Raw genomic sequence first — 17,555 nt, 5'->3', positions numbered from 1 at the left:
AACACTGCTCCGGAAATTGCAGTTCGCCGTCTTCTGTTTAGCCTCGGGTACCGCTATCGTCTTCATACGACAGACTTGCCTGGAAAGCCCGATATTGTTCTTCGGAGTCTGCATTGCGTGATGTTTGTGAACGGATGTTTTTGGCATGGCCATCGCTGTAAACGCGGCACTACACCTTCCTCGAATGTCGAATTCTGGCTATCCAAGATTGAGGGCAATCGAAAACGTGATCGGCGTGTTCGGAAGCAACTTAGGAGAAATGGTTGGCGGGTGTTGACGATTTGGGAATGCGAAACGCGCCGTGTCGAACGGCTAACTGAGAAGCTCAGAAACTTTATAGAAGCTACTTAAGTTCAAACGGAAAAGGGTGGCCGAACCTTTGCGTTCACTCCATCCGAACCAAATTCCCATTTTGGAACTCGCCGAAAGGTTTCCCCATCTCCGACCACCGACACCCTTGACCCCACGTTGTACAATTGTTCTGGACACAGTCCATCGAGCGGCGCCCCTAGCGGGCGCCGCAAGCTTTTGTGCCCTACCCTTCTCGCCCATAGTTGGCGAGAGGGTGGGGCATTTGAATTTCCGCTCTTTCTCATCCCGACTCGTCGCTGCGGTACAGGCCGCGGCCGACGCCCACCCAAGACCCCGTCTTGGGCCTGTCCTCTCTCGTCTTCACTCTTCGCCCGTAGCCTTTGACTCTTAGCCTTCGACTTTTGACTCTCGACCCTTGGCTTTCCGCTTTCGACTAGTTCTTTGGGCTCTTCGTTCTGCCCTTTGCCCTCTGCCCTTTGCCTTCATCCCCGGTACCCGGTACCTGGTACCCGGCACCCAAGGAGTTCTCCATGCCCACACTTCGTCTCTGTTCTCATATCAAAACCAACGGCATCAAATGCGGCTCCCCGGCCCTTCGCCATCACACGCTCTGCTACTTCCACTACCAGTGGCAGCGCCGAGACCAGCGCCGCATCCGACTCAGCGGCCCCATCGGCATGGGCAAAAATAGCGGTATCGAACTCCCGCTCCTCGACGGCCCCGAAGCCATCCTGCTCTCGATCATGGAAATCCAGCACGCCCTCATCGACCAGCGCATCCCCATCAAAATGGGCACCGCTCTCCTGTATTCACTTCAACTCGTCCTCCAGGCCAAGATCTCCGCCTTCGGCCTCGGTCACAGCGGCTCCGTCCGCGAGTGCCCCGAACTCGATAACGAACTGGAAATGGAACGCGCCCGAGCCATGCGCCCCGCCAAAGAAAAATGCGCCGCTTGCCCCAAACGCGACGACTGCCTCTCTCCCCGCAACTGCCGCAAACTCCCCAAAGTCCCCGGCTACCACCGCGTCGGCGACCGCCTCGTCCCCAATAAACCTGAGGTCGCACAACAAACCGACTCGTCATCCCGAGCGGAGTCGCTCAGCGACGTAGTCGAGGGACCTGCATCTCTCCCGATCGACACCACCCAACCTTGTCATCCTGAGCGCAGCGCGGCTGTATCGCGCGGAGCCGAAGGACCTTGTGTTTCCCCGGCCGAAGCCACGACCCTTTCGAACTCACCGATCCCGCAAACAAGCACGGCTCTCGATTCGGTTCGAGAAAGTAGCCCCGCAGGTGACTGCGGGGAAAGCGCACCGCCCAAATTTCCCCCGAGTCGCGCGCACGCGCGACGCCAGGTCGATGCCACCGAAGAGAAACAAACGGTCCTTCGACTCCGCGACTCACGTCGCTGCGCTCGGGATGACACCTCAAAAACCGACGCTATCTCCTACGCGCACTGTATTTTGGGATCTAACCCAATGGCCCACATAGATCTTCAGGGAAAATTTCCGCAACTCGTTGAAATAAAACGAGAGCAAAACTAGGGGGTGCTGCAGGAAAGTTTGGTTACTCGCGCCCATGGTCTTCCCCGGGCGGCGTTGCGGGCACGGCAGGTGCTGGGGGCAGAGTCGTCGGGATGTCGGTGCCGTGGAGGCGGACGTAGACGGATGCATCCCATGCAGCCTGCTGAAGTTTGCGAGCTTGCGCGGGTGGGAGGTCGATGAGCACGGCGTTCTTGCCGGGAGATGGGGTCCCGGGATAGAGGTTCACAGGACCGACGCTGAGCCGAGAGGGCAGGCCGACAGGGCTGCGTCCGAAGAGCGTGGCGTAGAAGACGCATGCGCTGAGATAGGTTCCGGCGGGAGATGGGTGGGAGCTGTCGCGATAGAAGAGATTGATGGATGGCTCTTCTTTTTCGACTTCGGCCCATGCGATTCCGACGGGGGAGACAATGCCCTTGGTTTCGCGAGTTACGCGCATGTAAGCGGCGTTCAGGGCGGCCTGATTCTCGGGGACTGTCTTGCTCGCCCATGTCAGGTAGAAGACGGGGATGGCTCCGGCGTCCTTGATTGCGTTTGCGAAATCCACCGCGTAGGTATGGAACAGTTCGTCGGAGAAGATTCGGCGCTTGCCTTCGAAGTAGAAATTGTTTCCGAGGGTGCTTTGATCCTGCAGGACGACATAATCCCACTTTTCATTTGCGAGGGCGTTGCGGGTTGCGGTGCGATTCCAGTGATCCTTCAGGCTGAGACCGCCGCGAGCCTGCATCTCGTAGACGATCTTTTTCTGATGGCCAGCTTCGGCCAGCCGGGCGAACATCTCGGGCAGATTATTGAAGTACGTGTAGCTGTTGCCGATGAAGAGAACTCGGAGCGACTCTTTCTCGTAGGCACCGGGTTCCTGGGCCCGGAGAGGAAGGAAACAGAGAAGAAGGATCGCGAGGACGAGTCGAGGGAACCTGGGGTGATGCATGGGTAGACTCCGATTCGGAGTATAGAAAATTAAAATGGGCCTGTCGCCAAGGAGCGGTGACGTTTCCTTGACCACAAGCCCATTCGATCCTGAAGCGGATCGGAGGTGATGTATATATGGTACCCCCATCCGGCCTGATGTCAAGGCTATAAACAGTGTTCCGGGGCGCGAAATAGGCCAATATCCGGGCCTTAACCCCATCGGGAGAGGTGCATTGAGCAGGGTGGCGGAACCTGGCAGCCCTCCGGAACCCCTCGTCCCAAGCCGTTCTTAGATCGAGACCCAGGGGGGTGCAAGCTCGAAATCGCGAGTGTCCCTGCGGCATTCGGGACCAGTGCCGTCCAATATGCCCGGTGGGGCTAGTGGCTGAAGAATGGGTGAATCGTGGCCTCGGCTATGACCAGCACGAGGGTAAGGACGGAAGCCGCAAAGCTGAAGGCAAAGCCGGCTTTCTGGCGAGCGGTGAGGGCGCGTTTGCGCCAGCGAGCGGAGGGGAGATTGCGCAGGCGGTGCGCGTTCCAGAGTACGACGAGCGTGATGAGGGCGAGGATGGTGGAAATGGCCATGAGTGGGAGTCGGACGATGTTGGCGTGAAGTTCGGAGGTCTTGAGGGCGGCGGCAAGAGCGGCGATTCCGAGAAAAATCTTTGCCGTACTGCTGGCGACGAGGATGGCGCAGGCCCCCTGGATGATTCCGCCAGCCACAGATGTAATGGAGAGCAGGATCGGGGTTCGCTCGGAGGAGTGGTCTTCAGCGATAGCGGTTTCCTGGTTTGGTTCGGTTACTGATTGGGACGGCAAAGTACACCTCGACGTGGTTGAGATGTGTGGGGAGGGAGAAAGTTACAAATTTGAGGATTTGTGGGGCACGAAGGTTCGTCCGTTCGCGGGAAAATACCGGTCCCTCGACTCGGGTTTCCCGGGCTGGAGAAAACGCGCGGGACCCCTCGCTCGCTCGGGATGACGTTTTCTTAACGAGAACTGTAACTTTCTGTGCTGGCGGACATCTTTGCGACAGGGCCCATCTGTCTGGAGCGAGTCTTGGCGAAGGCCGTTGAAAAAGAGGATGCGGGTGCCGCGCTGCGCGAGCGGGAACTGATCGATCGGGTTCTCGCGGGCGAGCTTGAGCTGTTTTACGAGCTTGTCGCGCCGATCGAGCGGCGACTGTACTTCACGGCGCTGGATATCGTGCGGGCCGAGGCCGATGCGGAAGAGGTTGCGCAGGAGGCGATCCTCAAGGCGTTTCGCAACCTGAAGAGCTTTCGCGGAGACTGCAAGTTTTCGACGTGGGTTTTCAGCATAACGGTGAATGAAGCCCGGATGCGGTTGCGGCGAAATCGCGAGGTTTTGCTGGACGATCTGCAACCCGAGGAAGAAGAAGGGGACTACACGCCGCTGCAAATCGCCGACTGGCGGGAGATTCCGTCGGAGACATTGGAGAGGCAGGAGATGAGGGCGCATCTCGGGGCGGCGGTGGCGTCGCTTGGCGAGCGATACAGAGAGGTGCTGATCCTGCGGGACATGAATGGGCTGAGCATTGCGGAGACGTCGAAGGCGCTGAACATTACGGAAGCGAATGTGAAGGTTCGACTGTTGCGGGCGCGGCTGATGCTGCGCGACTACTTTGTGGAACACAGCCTGTTGCAGAAACCCCAGAAGGCGGGGAGGGCACGATGAAGATCAGCTTGAGTTGCGCGGAGGTTCGGCGGGAGATTTCCAACTACCTGGATGGAGATGTGACGCCGGCGTTGCGGTCGCTGATCGACGCCCACCTGGAGCAGTGCCAACACTGCGCTCTGCTGCTGGACAGCACGCATAACGTGCTGGTGCTGATCGCGGACGAGAAGCGGTTTGAGTTGCCAGCGGGATTCGGACAGCGGTGGCGAGAGCGGTTGCAGCAGGAGTTTGAGGAAATTCGGCGAAATTCGTGAAGGTGTTTGGGGAGAGGCGCTCCTCGTTGTGATTGACAGTTTTCTCATTGACGATTGAAAGACACACCCGTCGAGTTACGTAAGCAGGTTGCGTTGGCGCAGAAATTCGGCGACAACCTGCGCCGCATCCTTCTTTTCACCATCCACAGCGTAATTCAGGTGCCGCATGTCTTCGGCGGTGATGCGCCCGGTGAGGGCGTTGAGCGCTGTGCGAACTTGCGGGTGTAGTTGCAGGGTTTGCGGGCGAACGATGGGCACGGCTTCGTATGGCGGAAAGTAATGTTTGTCGTCTTCGAGGACGACGCAGCCGAGTGCCGCAATGAGGCCGTCAGTATTTGAACCGGCGACGATGTCTACCTGCCTGGCCTCGAGTGCGCGATAGAGCAGGCCGAGATCCATGACGCGCGGTGGTTCGGCGAAACGAAGTCCATAGGTCTTGACGAGGCCCTGGTAGCCGTCGGGACGTTCGAGGAATTCGTAACCGACGCCCATGCGCATGTGCGGCGCGACGGCGGCGAGGTCGGAGAGCGTGCGCAAGTTGTATTGATGCGCTTCGTCGGCGCGCATAACCATGGCGAAACTGTTGTCGAAGCCGAGCGAGGGCAGGACGTCGAGATTGAACCTTTGACGATAGAGCCGCTTCACGATGTCGAAGACATTGGCGCGGTTGGACTGCGGAGGTTGCTTGAGGATGGCGGTAAGGGCGGTGCCGGTGTACTCGACGTACATATCGACGCGTCCGGCGAGGATGGCCTGCTGGCAAATGTAGGTCCCGGCGAGATAGAAGCGGCGCTCGATGGGGAGATGCGCGTAATGCTCGATCGTCTGAGCGAGCATCTCGCCGAGGATGAGTTGCTCGGTGAAATTCTTGGAGCCGATGGAGACCTGGTTTTTGCGCGAGGTACAGGCGGCGAGCGAGAGGCCGGCGATGCTGAAGAGGAAGGCGCGACGGTCCATATCAGTGGCGCGGGCGCTGGAGGGCGCGCTGGACCAGGCCCAAGGCTCCGTCGGCGGCGAGCGCCATGAGCGCGGCCGGGATAGCTCCAGCGAGGATGACGTTGTTATCGACCATGGAGAGTCCGCGGAAGATGAATTCGCCGAGACCCCCGGCGCCAATGGCGGCAGCGATGGTTGCGACGCCGATGGTGATGACGGTGGCGACACGCACGCCGGCGAGGATCACAGGGGCGGCGAGAGGGAGTTCGACCTGGAGGAGGATCTGGCGGGAGTCCATGCCCATGGCGAGAGCGGATTCCCGGACGGGAGCATCGATACCGCTGATGCCGGTGTAAGTGTTGCGAACGATGGGGAGCAGCGCGTAAAGAGTGAGCGCGGTGATGGTGAGGCGATCGGCACGAACGCCGAGCCAGGGAAGCGGCAGCAAGAGGCCGAAAAGGGCGAGACTGGGGATGGTCTGGATGACGTTGTTTGTACCGAGGATCAGGGTTTTCCAGCCGGGCTTTCGCGTTAATAAAATTCCGAGCGGGACACCGATGGCGACGGCGAGCAGCATCGACATGCCGACGAGCCACAGGTGCTCCCAGATGAGGGTGGCGACTTCGAGTCGATGCCTGGCAAGGAATTGAAAGAAGTTCATTGGAGTTCTTTCAGGGCCGACCTAGGGGCTAAAGCCCCGATGCCTCTGACGCTTCAACGGCACGGCTGAAGCCGTGCCCCTTCAAAACTGACTCTCCTTCAAAACTGACTCTCGAAAACTTTGTACCCGGCCCTGAAAGCGTCTACGTATGATCTCGCGGTCGGATCGCTGGTCGCGAGAAATTCCTTTGGTGGCTGCACGGTGAGCAGGCGGCCTTCCTGAAGGAGCGCGATACGGTCGCCGAGCAGCAGGGCTTCGCCGACGTCGTGAGTTACGAAGACGACGGTCTTCTTGAGGCGCTGTTGAAGCTGCTGAAATTCTTTTTGTAATTGGGTACGGCTCAGCGGATCGAGCGCACCGAAGGGTTCGTCCATGAGCAGGATGGGCGGGTCGGCCGCGAGTGCGCGGGCGAGGCCGACACGTTGACGCTGGCCGCCGGAGAGTTGATCGGGATAGCGAGTGAGGAAGCCGGGTGGAAGATCGACGAGAGCCATTACTTCGCGCACCCGTGCGGCGACTTTCTCTTTCGGCCAGCGCTCGAGTCGGGGGACAAGAGCGATGTTCTGTTCGACGGTGTAGTGCGGAAAAAGGCCGACTTCCTGGATGGCGTAGCCTATTTTTCGGCGCAGCACTATCGGATCCCAGAGCGTCGTGGGCATGCCTTCGACGTGGACTTCGCCTTCGGTAGGCTTGAGCAGCCGATTGATGAGTTTCAGCGAAGTGGTTTTGCCCGAGCCGCTGCGACCCAGCAGCATGAAGACTTCGCCGGGCGCGATCGAGAGATTGAGATCGAAGAGGAGTTCGCGGCTACTCTCGAGCCGATAACTCACGTGGACGAATTCGATCGCGGAATGGTCGGGCATGGCTTGACGGCTGGTGCTTTCGGCGCGAGGCCGAATCCCGCGCGCTGCGATGACGCGTGGCGCGTCGCATCAGGGTACCAGAGGCGGCGACGGGTTGCGACTGCGCAGGTTTTGCCACGCGCCACTGATATACGTTGTAGCCGTAGATGCCCAGGCAGAAGAGGTTTGCGGGGATGAAGCCGGTTTGCTCGGTCTGGAGGCCGATGTAGCAGATGATGACGCTGTTGGCGGCGGCGACGAGCCAGCCCTGCCAGTGCCGTTTGCCGATGAGGACCGTGGAACCGATGGTAAGACAACAAGAAATGTAATCAAGACGCATGAAAGTACTTCCATTCAGCTAAGACTTACCTCCTTTATGCAAGCGAGGGAATCCGACATACGTCGTAGGGACGGTTACAGGAGGGACTGAGACGAATGGAGAATCGGGCATCGTGCGATTGAAGGAATAAAGACCCACATCTGCGAAAAACGCGTAGATGTGGGGCACCGAAAAAAGAAAGGGAGCCTAATTCAGGCTCCCGAGTGAGAGAAGAGAACTGTTTAGTTCACGGTGACGTTGATCACCGAGCTGTGCGTGATGGTGCCGTTGGTGGCATGCACGGTCACGGCGCCGATCACTGGGCCAGTGTTGCCGTTTCCGCCGGAACTTGAACCACCGCCGCAGGCCACCATCGTGACGAGCAGGACGAGAATGGCAAGTGTGGAGAGAATCATCCAGCGTTTGCGCGAGTTCTTGCCGACGACGAAGACGCTTCCGAAGAGGGCGGCGAATGTTGTCCCCAGGGCGAACGGCAGATGAGGCGAACGGTTACTGGCTAGCTGCGAACTGGCCGCAATGGAAACCGTAACGGCAGCGTTGGGCGTAACCGAGGTTATGGTGTTGCCGCCGGAGTTCTTTAAAGAACAAGTCGATGTGCCGAGGCTGGAGGAGACCGAGCAGGTGAGATTTACGGCACCGGTGAAGCCGTTCTCGGCATAGAAATTGAGTGATGCCGTGCCGGTAGTCCCGTGAGGGATCGTCAGGTTCGGCGACGTGTTGAGGATCGTGAAGTCGGCGGCCGGAGCTGGATCGGCCCAATTGTTGACGAGGGCTGAGGCGTCCGGCGATCCGAGACCGGTGGTGGCGTCATAGCCGGTGCCGGCCGTATAGCCAATGGTGCCGCCGGACGGGCAATCCCTGGTTCCGGTGGTGCAGGGAACCTTGTTGTCGCCGGAAGTGATGTCGTGGAAAGCGGATGGGTTCGTGCTCGCCAGCGAGTACAACGCCGGATTGATATTTCCCTGACGCTGTCCGGTCTTCTGATTGATAAGGGCAACGATACCGGCAAAGGTGGGGACACCGGCGGAGGTTCCGCCGACTACCGAGAGGTTGGTGTTATTGGCATCGCGCCAGCCGTCGGGGAAGTTCGTCGGGTTCACGCAATATCCAGGCGTGCACGTGAGATAACCGTCATGATCGACCGACGCTGCCATGGCTACGTCAGGGACCCAGCGGACGTCGTCCGATGGAACGCCGGGGCCGGTCTGCCAACTGGGCTTGGTGAAGAGAATGCTCTTACCGCCGCCGCTCGCCGCGAAGCTGGTTCCACCGTTACTCAAGTCGGAGAGGGTATCGTTCCAGACGACTTCGGGGATATAGGATTTCGCTGTTCCGTAAACGGAGTTGTTGGTGGTGTTCCAGTAATCGCCCGAGCCTTCATTGAAGGTGGTTCCACCGACGGCGGTGCTATAGGGGAAACTCGCGGGGACGTCAACGGCGAGGCCGTGAGTTGCGCTGGTCACAGATGCCGAAGATGTGGCTGGATAATCGCAGTCGGCGGCGCCGTCGTCGCCGGAGGGCGTCACGACAGTCTGGCCCTGCGCGTTGGCCTGCTGAAGCCACCCGGCGATGGTAGTCAGGTCGCTGGCAGCGAAGTTCGGTTCGCAATCGCCGTAGCTGATGCTGATGACCGGCGCCAGATCATGGTCGATGGCGTAGTTGAGCGAATCGAAGGCGCCGCTGGTGTTCTGCCCGTCAGTGTGCACGTAAATAATCTGCGCGTTCTTAGCGACAGCTCCGGCCCACTCGATGTCGAGATAGGCTTCGTCGAGGTCACTCGAATTGGAAATGGCACTACCGCTGGTAATGACATCGGTGACAGATTTGGCGGGCAAGCCGGACAACTGGCGGAAAGTGGTTACGTTGCTGTAATCGACCTTGGTCTGGCCCATGACGGCGATCTTCTGGCCGGTGCCGTCGATTCCCGCGTTGTAGAGTCCGTGCAGGTCGTAGATGGTGGCGAAGTCATCGGGCGCGAGGAAATGATAGCCGGACTGGGTCGAGGTGAACTTCGGCTGTAACCGGCGGGAACGTGCGCGGGGCTTGAAGTTATGTATCCGCACGCCGGCGACCACATTCACGAGAGCAGAGGGAATGGAGGGTTCAGTGGCGTTCGCGTAACGCAGCTTGCCGTTGATCTCGTACTGGTGGATTTGCGTGTGAAACGCTGCGCTGACCTGTGCAGCGCTGCCGTCGAAAGCGATCCAGGTGCGGCTGCGGGCGATTTCACTGACAGTAAAGCCGCGCGATTTCAGCCAGTCGACGACCTTGGCGTAGTCTCCGGCGCTGAGACCGAATTGATCGGCAAACTGTTCAGGCGTGAGCCACTGGTGAAACTTGGGCGAGGCCGGGTTCTGAAGTTCGCCCAACAACGTCGCAAGATCGTTCTCCTGCTGGGCAGTGCGCTTGAAGGAGATCAGCATGTGCTGGACGGTAAAGGACGCAGGGACGGCTCCCTGGTCGACGCCTAAACTTATGCGAGGAGAGACGTTCCCCTTCAGAGTTGCAATCCTGGAGTTGTCGATCGGGCCGGTGATGCGGTCGCGAGTTACCTGCGTTGCGAATAGCGAATTGCTCAAGAACAGCAGCAGGGCAAGGAATGGGGTGAATCTCAGGTGTCGCATAAACCCTTTCGCGCGGGCTCAAAAAATCGATTTCGAGAGACTGGAAATTAACTGTTGATAACACAAATCTGGCATGCAAGTTGCTGGTATGAGCCTAAAATTCGGCTGACGTACCTGTCACGTTACGCACGACCAAGTCCTCCAGCTAGAACTTAGCCCCCGCTTCTTGCGGGGGCTGAGCCAGGAAAACGTGAAACTCAATCCTCAGGCCGGAACGTGTATCCGATCGAAATGCCTTCGCGGAAGACGTTCGGACTGGTGAACTCATAGTTGTGGCGTACGAAGTAGGCGTGGACCTCTGGCCGAATAAAGACGGAGTGCGTCACATAAAACTTCAGTCCGCCGCCGACATGGAGCAACAAATGATTACTGCTCTGGTAGTCGGTGCAACCAGTGAAAGAGCAATTGTAGTACGGGGTATAGAAGCGAACGCTCTCACCACCGAAGCCAGCCATAATTTCCGCACCTGCGCGGTTGCCGAATCGGGGCGCCCAGATGCCATTGACATCATAGAAGATGGGGCGAAATGGCTGGTAGCCGCCCCAAAGGTTCTGCTTGGCGCGCCAATTGACTTCGCCCTGCACACCGAGTTGATGCTTCAGAAGGACATCGCCGCTGAAGCCGAGGAATGTGCCGCCGCCGATGATCTGGGGCGAAAAACTTGGTGAACTCAAGTTGCTGGGACTGGTGACTGCGCTGGCCCCGAACGCGATATCGAGCTGCTGCGCCTGGGCGAGTCCTGCCATGAGTCCCAGGGTCAGTACCGCAAGAAAAGTGATCTTTCTCAAAACTTCCCTCCAACCGGTTGAAGATACTTGGCCTTTCCTGAGAACCCGAATTCCGCAGAAAAGTGGCGGAAAGCGGGGCGGATTACATGTGTGATTCTGGTTTCAGCAGGAACGTTGCCGAACTCGGCAAGTACCTGTATTTCCGTGCGGTTCGTGACATGAGTCACGGACGTACATGGACGTGCGGACGAGAATAAAAGGTTCTTAAGTTTTGTTAACGACAGGTGGAATTCTATGGAACCGTTCCGTCATCACGTTTTTGTTTGCACACAACAGAAGGCCGAAGGGGTAACCTCCTGCGCCGCGAGCGGCGCGTTCACGCTATTGGACACGCTGGGGAAGGTTCTGCAAAAAGAAGGGCTGGACGACGATGTGCAGGTAACAACCTGCGGCTGCATGGGGCTGTGCGATGAAAGCCCCGTGATGGTCGTCTACCCGGAGGGTACGTGGTACCGCAAACTGCAACCGGACGATATTGGCGAGATCGCGCGTACGCACCTGAAAGACGGGAAGGTCGTGGAACGGTTGGAGTGGAAGGACGCGGGCGCGATGAAGACACTGGCGCTCGACCATCGCGATAAGTATCGGGCCATGGTTAAGGCTCGCGATCAGGCGGGAACGCTCCCCGACGATCTCAACGAACTCATTCGCGGTTACATGCCGAGCCGAGTCGTCCTGACGGCGCTGGAACTCGATGTATTCACGGCGGTGGGCAGCGGAGCCACAGCCGATGCGGTCTCGGAGAAGCTGAAGACAAGTTTGCGCGGGACTGAAACATTGCTGAATGCGCTTGCCAGCCTGGGCCTGCTGAAGAAGAGCGACGGACGGTTTGAATGCACCCCGGCGAGTGCCCGGTTTTTCAGCGCCGGGTCAAAAGACAATGCGCGACCCGGGCTGCTGCACATTGCGAATATCTGGCATGGGTGGTCGAATCTCACCAATATCGTGAAGTCGGGCGAAGTCACGAAGGGCGCTCGCTCGAAGGAAGGGACGGAGGACTTCATCGCCGCGATGCACCGCAATGCTACTGAACGAGCGCGGCTGCTGGTGAAGTCCCTCGGGACAGACGGCGTGCGGCGGATCCTCGATCTCGGGGGCGGCTCGGGTGCTTACTCCGTCGCGTTCGCGAAAGCGGAGCCCTCGGTTGAAGCGGTGATTCTCGACGTGCCGGAAGTCGTAGGCCTGACGAAAGACTATGTCGAGGATGCTGGAGTGGCGAACCAGGTGAAGATCCGTCCCGGCGACATGCTTACCTCTCCGCTCGATTCGGGGTATGACCTGGTGATGCTCAATGCTATCTGCCACATGTTTTCTCCGGCACAGAACCGGGCACTGCTGAAACGCGCTTTCGGGGCGCTCGCACCCGGCGGACGGCTCGCGATCCAGGATTTCATCCTCAATCCCGACAAGGCCTCGCCCAGGCACGCGGCATTGTTCGCAATCAACATGCTGGTGGGAACGAAAGAGGGAAGCACCTACAGCGAGCCGGAGTATTCGGAGTGGATGCGCGAGGCGGGGTTCACGCAGGTAGAGCGGGTAAAGTTGCATGGACCGAGCGGTCTGATAGTCGGACACAAGGGCTGAGTCAGAAGGACACAATCGGCTACGTGCGACAGAGATGCACGAAGGTGCTTGTGGCAGTCATTCTGTCGAAGCGAATAGAATGACACCACTGGGTGGCCGCAATGCGCTTTCTGCTCTCTCTGTCTCTCCTTGTCTTTTCTTCACCGTTTGTATGGTCACAAACCGCCAGTTCTGAAGTGGTGCGGGTGCAGATCGATTCGCCCGCGAAGTTCAGGGCGGGAGCGCCAGTTCGCGCGCACACGGTCGAACCCCTCTACGAAAACAACAAGGTTGTGATTCCTGCCGGAACGCCGATCCAGGGAGAGATCGTGCAGGTAAACCCGGCCTCGCACAAGCGGCGGTTGAACGCGAAATTCCACGGCGACTTTACGCCTCTCCATGAAGTGAAAGTCCGATTCGAACGTGTGCTGCCGCCGAATGCTCCACCGGTGCCGATCAGTGCTGCAGTGTCGGATGAGAGTTCGAGCGTGGTCGTGTTCCACAGCGCCGGGGCGAAGCATGTTTCGCTGATTCACCGCGCGTGGAGTATGGCGCTTGGGAAGAAGAACCAGGCGGTCAGCACCTTTACGGCTCCCGGCAAGCAGTATCGACTGGAACAAATGCTGTTCAGCCAGTTGCCGTGGCATCCGGAGTCGCTGCAACCGGGGACGGAATATGACGTTGCCCTGCTGCGTCCTCTGGGTGCGCAGACGGCGATGGCAGATCCACCAAGGGCTTCGAAAAGGCAGAAGCTCGAGTCGTCGACCGAACTGCATGCGCGCCTGCTGACGGGCTTGACCTCGGCGAAGGCGAAGCCCGGCGATCCGGTAACGGCCGTCGTTACGCAGCCAAAAATGGACGCCGCTAACCACGTTGAGATCCCGCAGGGAACGCTGCTGGAAGGCAACGTATTGCAGGCGAGTCCGGCGGGGAAGTGGGGTCGCAACGGCGCACTGCGGTTCACATTCCATAAGATGGAGTTCCCCGAAGGCGCACAGCAGTTCGTAACCGGCGTGCCGACGGCGGTGGCAGGCCGCGCCACTGCGAATATTCAGCTCGACAGCGAGGGCGGAGCCAGGCCACAGTCGAACCGTGCCCTGCTGGCGCCGTTGAGCCTTGGGCTGCTGGCGACCTCGGCACTGACGGAGGATGAGGCCAACGTGACTCATGCTGCGACTTCGAGCAACGGGTTCGGACTGATCGGGCGCATCATCGCCATCTCGACAGGCTCCAACATCATGGGCGGTACGCTGGGCGGAATCGCAGCGGGTCGGTCCGTCTACTCGCACTTTATCGCTCACGGCAAGGACGTGGTCTTCCCACGTAACACGGAAATACAGGTCGACCTTGGGCCATCGAGAAAGCCGATGGCCGTGCCAGCGGCGAACTGATGCGGGTTTTGTCGACGCGCCAGAAGACCGTTTGCGTCACCCGCGACACGTGAGGACGGTCACAAACTCGGTGGTGATGGCCTCCCTATAATCAGCCTGCCCAAGGGCTGACAGGAGGCCCCGGATGTCCGAGGTCGGAACCGCAAAATCCCTCTCCACAAAAGCGTATGAGCCGCTGAAACCCGGCGAAGAGTATCCGCCGGTAATCGCATCAGAAGCGAAGATTCCCGAAGTCAGTTGGCGATCGGTGGGCTGGGGCGTCTTCCTGTGCGTCGTGTTCACCGTTGCGTCGGCCTATTCCGGCCTGAAGGTTGGGCAGGTGATGGAAGCGGCGATCCCGATCTCGATCCTCGCGATCGGGTTGGCGCGTGTTTACGCGCGGCGGTCGACTCTGCTCGAGAACGTGATCATCACGGGAATTGGAGGGGTTGCGGGAGGTGTAGTCGCAGGCGCGATCTTTACGCTACCGGCGCTCTACATCCTGAACCTCAGCCCACATCCGCTGCAGACAATCTTCATCTGCCTGGCGGGCGGATGTCTTGGGATTCTGTTCCTCATTCCGCTGCGCCGGTATTTCGTGCGCGAGATGCATGGGCTGCTGCCATACCCGGAAGCGACGGCGATCACCGAAGTTCTCGTCACGGGCGAAAAGGGCGGTTCGCAGGCGAAACTGCTGCTCGAAGCGACGTTCATCGCCGGCGTCTACGACTTCTTCGTGACGACGTTCGAGGTCTGGAAAGAATACGTCAATTTCCAGTTCGTACCGCTGATGCGCACGCTGAACGATCGCGCACGGATCGTATTCAACTTCGACGCGATCAGCTTCATTCTCGGGCTCGGGTACGTGATGGGGTTGCGCAGTTCGATGATTCTCTGCGCGGGCGGCGTGCTCTCGAACTTCGTGCTGGTGCCGCTGGTGTGGTTTATAGGAAGCCACGTTACGACCGCGGTCTACCCGGGCAAAGTTCCGATTCACGACATGAGCGCCGTTGCGATTTACAGCAACTACGTTCGCTACATCGGCGTGGGTGCGATTGCCACGGCGGGAATTTTCGGGATCATCAAGTCGCTGAAGATTGTTGCGGGGTCGTTCGGGATCGCCTTGAAGGCATTTCACAAAGGCGAAGTCGCCAGTTCTGTGCGCACGGACCGCGACATCTCCATGACCACGATCCTGCTCAGCGTCATTTTCAGCGCGATAGGCGTCGCGGTGTTCATGGGGACCCTGCATGCGAGCATGGTTGCGGTGGCGATAGGCGTCGCAATGACCCTGGTGTTCTCATTCTTCTTTGCGTCGGTCGCCGCAAACGCGATTGCCACGACGGCGCGCAACCCGGTCTCCGGCATGACGATGCTGACGATTATCATCTCGTCCGTGGTGCTGCTGCGGTTTGGCGTTTCCGGCACGACGGGAATGTTCTTCGTGATGGCGATTGCCGGAATGGTATGCACGGCGTTGTCAATCTCCGGACAGCTGATTACAGACCTGAAGGCGGGCTATTGGTTGGGTTCGACGCCGGCGTCGCAAGAGAAGGTGAAATTCCTGGGCGTGCTGTTCTCGGCAGCGGCAGCGGGACTGACGATCGTGATGCTGGCGAAGACGTTCCAGTTCGGCGAGGCCGTGCCTGGGAATACGCTTCCGGTGCTGCCTTCGCCCCAGGCGGCGATTATGAAGGCACTGGTCGAGGGTTTCATGAGCCATCAGCCAGTGGCGTATATGCTTTTCGGCGTAGGCGCCTTCATTGCGCTTATTCTGGAAATGCTCGGACAGCCTTCGTTGATATTTGCGCTCGGGATGTACCTGCCGCTGGAATTGAATACTCCGGCGCTGGTGGGCGGATTCCTCTCGCATTTCCTGAATAAGAGGGCGGCGAAGGTTAATGGCGAACGAGGAAGGACGATTCGCGAGCGTGGAGTGATTATTGCCTCAGGATTAATGGCCGGAGGAGCCTTGGGTGGAGTGTTCGGCGCGGCGTTACGACTACTGCCGGGTTTCAAGGAGAGTTGGGTGCATACTCCCTTCTTCGACAACGTGCCGGTTTCGCAGACGGTCTCGGCTGTGTTGTTCGTTGCGCTATGCTGCTATGTTTGGTTCCGCTCATTGAATAAATCGAGGGAGGCGTAATGGATCAGCTTGGGCGTTTTGTCGCGGACGCGGTTCTTGGAATCGACACCCTGTGGGGCGGAGACGTCATGTGTCCGTCGGGAACGGGACGGTTCATTGCGGACTCGTGGTTTTCGGGCGAACCGTTGCCGGTTGCGTACACGACGCCCGCGGCGGCGCGGGTGCGCGAGACTGGCGGCGTCTCCGGACCGAAGGTGGATCGGGCGGCGGTGGAGCAATATTTGAAGGAAGTCGACCTGCCGAAGGCAATCGGCGGCGTGCGTGACGCAGCAGGGAGCCTCGATGGAACGCGGCGCAGCTATCTTTTGGGCCTCGCGGTATCGCTGCAGGCAATGTGGGACCTCGCGATGGAGATCCTCGGGAAAGGGCCGGCAGTTCCGTATTCGCGCTGCGTCGAAGCATCGACGTCGCGGGCGCCGGAGCCGTCGCATCCGGAGAAAAAGCGCGAGCGGGTCACAGAGTTGCTGAGTCGGGCGGGGTATGCGACTTCGAACGGAATTCTTCCGGCGGTAGATGCGTGGCGCAAGGAGCGCGTGATTCCGATGGCATCGGTTCGCGCACTGAGCACGGCAGTGATCGCGCACTACGACCGGCTAAGCGAGAAAAACTTGTTGCCCTATCTCCCAAAGGAACTACACGGAGTTCCGCGCGCGAACATCGATTTCCTCCCCATCAAAGATGCGTGGTTCTCGGGTTCGATGAACTACGTTGGCCGCGCGCGCAATGCGGATGGCAGCCCGAAATATGAGGCGACGTATGAGATCAACGCCTCGCTGCAAATCACGGAACCGGAGTTCGAGCAGTTGATCAGCCATGAAGTCGTCCCGGGGCACGTGACAACCTTTGCTTATCTGCAGAATTTGTATGCGCGCGGCCTAGCCGGGTTCGAAGCGACTGTGCTGACGATGAACACGCGGGCGGCGACGCTGTTCGAGGGCATCGCGAACAACGCGATCCTGATCGCGTATGGCGTCACCGACGTCGAGCAGTTGCCGGACGAAGACCTTCAGATTGGTGTCCTGCTGGCGCTGCTGCAGGATGATGCGAAGAATCACTCGTCATACCTGACGTGGCAGGAAGGACGGCCGCAGGCAGAGGTCGCGAAGACGTTGCGGAATGATTTCCTGGTTACCGAAGAGCGCGCCGACAAACTCTCAGGCGCGTGGGGACGGCATCCGCTGCTGGGGCGAATGTATCTGCCGGCGTATCGTTCGGGAACGGAAAAGGTAGCCGAGTTGCGCCGGAAATTCGCAGCAGAAAAAGTTTTGCCTGCCATCTATGGCTGTCGCGGACTGGTTGACGTGCAGACCGTGGATGCTGTGCTGGCCGAGGCGTAAGTCGAATTAGCGGCACTGATGTTTGAATCAAACTTTTGTGAATACGCCGGAAGCATGATTGACAATTCCGGCTCGGTTGATACACTGAATCCACCTCACACCACCTTGTGACGTGAGGGAAAAAACGGATTGATTATGTATTTGCAGCAGATATCCCGAATGTATATGGCCATGTGCACCCCAGGCGGTGTCTGGCCAGCGTCGGGAGCCTGAAGCAACGATCTGACAATCTCC

Annotated in this window: 16 protein-coding genes; 8 read left to right on the top strand and 8 right to left on the bottom strand. The window is 59.1% G+C overall.

Annotation, left to right across the window (positions count from 1 at the left end; all coding sequences use genetic code 11):
* Both ROO76_22040 and ROO76_22035 read left to right on the top strand, forming a co-directional pair.
* A partial coding sequence (locus ROO76_22040) for a very short patch repair endonuclease (protein ID MDT8070852.1) occupies nt 1-351 on the top strand: 351 nt, incomplete at its 5' end.
* A gap of 491 nt (nt 352-842) precedes the next feature.
* Nucleotides 843-1,856: a hypothetical protein gene (locus ROO76_22035; protein MDT8070851.1), complete on the top strand. Its 1,014-nt coding sequence runs from the start codon at nt 843-845 to the stop codon at nt 1,854-1,856.
* A 22-nt stretch (nt 1,857-1,878) separates the two neighbouring features.
* Here the strand turns inward: ROO76_22035 and ROO76_22030 are convergent, their stop codons facing one another.
* Together ROO76_22030 and ROO76_22025 are read right to left on the bottom strand one after the other, a co-directional pair.
* Nucleotides 1,879-2,784: a hypothetical protein gene (locus ROO76_22030; GenBank protein ID MDT8070850.1), complete on the bottom strand. Its 906-nt coding sequence runs from the start codon at nt 2,782-2,784 to the stop codon at nt 1,879-1,881.
* A gap of 359 nt (nt 2,785-3,143) precedes the next feature.
* A complete protein-coding gene (locus ROO76_22025) occupies nt 3,144-3,584 on the bottom strand; it encodes a hypothetical protein (protein ID MDT8070849.1) in 441 nt (146 codons plus the stop codon).
* A gap of 240 nt (nt 3,585-3,824) precedes the next feature.
* Here ROO76_22025 and ROO76_22020 point away from each other — a divergent pair, with 240 nt between their 5' ends.
* Both ROO76_22020 and ROO76_22015 read left to right on the top strand, forming a co-directional pair.
* Nucleotides 3,825-4,460: a sigma-70 family RNA polymerase sigma factor gene (locus ROO76_22020; protein ID MDT8070848.1), complete on the top strand. Its 636-nt coding sequence runs from the start codon at nt 3,825-3,827 to the stop codon at nt 4,458-4,460.
* The gene (locus ROO76_22015) at nt 4,457-4,714 is read left to right on the top strand and encodes a zf-HC2 domain-containing protein (protein ID MDT8070847.1); all 258 of its coding nucleotides are present in this window, start codon (nt 4,457-4,459) and stop codon (nt 4,712-4,714) included. Before ROO76_22020 ends, ROO76_22015 begins: the two co-directional genes overlap by 4 nt.
* Nucleotides 4,715-4,789: 75 nt before the next feature.
* On the opposite strand, the gene ROO76_22010 is transcribed toward ROO76_22015, so the two are convergent.
* The 6 genes from ROO76_22010 to ROO76_21985 form a co-directional block, all read right to left on the bottom strand.
* A complete protein-coding gene (locus ROO76_22010; GenBank protein ID MDT8070846.1) occupies nt 4,790-5,671 on the bottom strand; it encodes a glycine betaine ABC transporter substrate-binding protein in 882 nt (293 codons plus the stop codon).
* 1 nt (nt 5,672) lies between these two features.
* Nucleotides 5,673-6,311, bottom strand: a complete 639-nt coding sequence (locus ROO76_22005; GenBank protein MDT8070845.1) for an ABC transporter permease — start codon at nt 6,309-6,311, stop codon at nt 5,673-5,675.
* Between the two features lie 98 nt (nt 6,312-6,409).
* Nucleotides 6,410-7,174: an ATP-binding cassette domain-containing protein gene (locus tag ROO76_22000; GenBank protein ID MDT8070844.1), complete on the bottom strand. Its 765-nt coding sequence runs from the start codon at nt 7,172-7,174 to the stop codon at nt 6,410-6,412.
* Nucleotides 7,119-7,493, bottom strand: a complete 375-nt coding sequence (locus ROO76_21995; protein ID MDT8070843.1) for a hypothetical protein — start codon at nt 7,491-7,493, stop codon at nt 7,119-7,121. Before ROO76_21995 ends, ROO76_22000 begins: the two co-directional genes overlap by 56 nt.
* Nucleotides 7,494-7,714: 221 nt before the next feature.
* Nucleotides 7,715-10,117: a S53 family peptidase gene (locus tag ROO76_21990; GenBank protein MDT8070842.1), complete on the bottom strand. Its 2,403-nt coding sequence runs from the start codon at nt 10,115-10,117 to the stop codon at nt 7,715-7,717.
* A 197-nt stretch (nt 10,118-10,314) separates the two neighbouring features.
* Complete coding sequence (locus tag ROO76_21985) at nt 10,315-10,905, bottom strand: hypothetical protein (protein MDT8070841.1); 591 nt, start codon at nt 10,903-10,905, stop codon at nt 10,315-10,317.
* Between the two features lie 234 nt (nt 10,906-11,139).
* On the opposite strand from ROO76_21985, the gene ROO76_21980 reads away from it, so the two are divergent.
* The 4 genes from ROO76_21980 (at nt 11,140) to ROO76_21965 (ending at nt 17,321) form a co-directional block, all read left to right on the top strand.
* Nucleotides 11,140-12,489, top strand: a complete 1,350-nt coding sequence (locus ROO76_21980) for a methyltransferase (GenBank protein ID MDT8070840.1) — start codon at nt 11,140-11,142, stop codon at nt 12,487-12,489.
* Between the two features lie 101 nt (nt 12,490-12,590).
* Entirely contained in the window at nt 12,591-13,859 is a 1,269-nt protein-coding gene (locus ROO76_21975) for a hypothetical protein (protein ID MDT8070839.1), read from the top strand.
* A gap of 124 nt (nt 13,860-13,983) precedes the next feature.
* Nucleotides 13,984-15,984, top strand: a complete 2,001-nt coding sequence (locus ROO76_21970; GenBank protein MDT8070838.1) for an oligopeptide transporter, OPT family — start codon at nt 13,984-13,986, stop codon at nt 15,982-15,984.
* Complete coding sequence (locus tag ROO76_21965; protein ID MDT8070837.1) at nt 15,984-17,321, top strand: hypothetical protein; 1,338 nt, start codon at nt 15,984-15,986, stop codon at nt 17,319-17,321. Before ROO76_21970 ends, ROO76_21965 begins: the two co-directional genes overlap by 1 nt.
* The last annotated feature ends 234 nt before the right edge of the window (nt 17,322-17,555 follow it).

It is taken from the genome of Terriglobia bacterium (assembly GCA_032252755.1).
GTDB lineage: Bacteria > Acidobacteriota > Terriglobia > Terriglobales > Acidobacteriaceae > JAVUPY01.
The sequence above is the reverse complement of the archived record's forward strand: the minus strand, read 5'-3'. Positions and strand labels throughout refer to the sequence as shown.